This is a genomic window from Kitasatospora cheerisanensis KCTC 2395 (assembly GCF_000696185.1).
GTDB classification, from domain to species: Bacteria; Actinomycetota; Actinomycetes; order Streptomycetales; family Streptomycetaceae; genus Kitasatospora; species Kitasatospora cheerisanensis.
In genome coordinates, this window is record NZ_KK853997.1 from 83,188 (window position 1) to 84,214 (window position 1,027).

At 74.2% G+C, this 1,027-nt stretch carries 2 protein-coding genes; both read right to left on the reverse strand.

The features are described 5' to 3' along the window. The coding region (locus tag KCH_RS42100) for a hypothetical protein (RefSeq protein WP_167573936.1) at window positions 1-247 on the reverse strand (247 nt) is incomplete at its 3' end. 80 nt (window positions 248-327) lie between these two features. Beyond that, window positions 328-774, reverse strand: coding sequence for an SsgA family sporulation/cell division regulator (locus KCH_RS00445; RefSeq protein ID WP_051652579.1), 447 nt, complete (start codon window positions 772-774; stop codon window positions 328-330). Window positions 775-1,027: the final 253 nt, after the last annotated feature.

The window sequence follows — 1,027 nt, forward strand, 5'->3', positions numbered from 1 at the left end:
GCACCCACACCGTGGAGACGCCGAGCATCCGGCGCATCACCGCGAACCCGCCCTCCCAGCCGCCGGGGAGCCGAAGCCGCCCGTTGCGGACGCTGCCGGAGCTGAACCGGGTGTCCCCGCTCTCCAGCACGCCGGTCCAGCCGGGCAGGCCGAGTTCGGGGACGTTTCCGGTCAGGTCGGCCTGGACCGGGATCTCCAGTCCGTCGGCCAGCAGCAGGGCGGGGCCCCGGTACACGGGTGTGCTCATGCGTAGAGACTGCGCGAGCTGCCCGTACCGGCGCAAATCCCGCAATCCCGCCGGAGCCGGACAACCCGCCCGCCGGAGTCTCACGACGGCGGTTCGCCCTCGGTCAGCAGCCTCCGCACCAGCGCGTCCAGGTTCACGTGTTCGGGTTCGCAGCCGACCGGGACCACGCACTCCGTCAGGCGCAGGAACGCGGTCAGCGCTCCCGCCGGCAGGCGGAGCAGCGCGGCGCCGTCGTCCTCCCCGCGCAGCGAGAGGAAGACGCTGCCGTCCTCGGGGTCGGCCCCGGGGCAGACCGACAGGTCGCCGATCCCGGCGGGGCCGGTCAGCCCGGCGAGCAGGGTCTCGCGGGAGAGCGCCCAGGTGACCGGTTCGGGCAGGTCGATGTGGTTGTCGAGGTGGACGGTGTAGGGGTCCTCGGCGTGGTACCGCAGGCGGGCCGCGACGGGCACCACCAGGTCGGGCCCGACGATCACCTCCAGCACCAGGTAGACCGTCAGCCGGGTGGAACTCCCCCGCTGCGGCGGCACCGATTCGTCGTACGACCTCACCGCCCACCCCCGTCGGGCCGGAGGCCTCGCGCTCCCCGGGGCGGGGGCAGAAACGATTCCTCACTTACTGCGCGGCTGTCTGCTGCGCGCCGCGGCGCCTGTCGAACGTGCACGCCAGGAGAACGACGCCGAGGCCCGATCGGTGACACTCGAACTCCTCGCCCCGACCCCGGGCTCCGGCCCGGGGGGCGGGGCAGCGGAACGGCCGACGCGCACGGAGCGGGCGGGCACC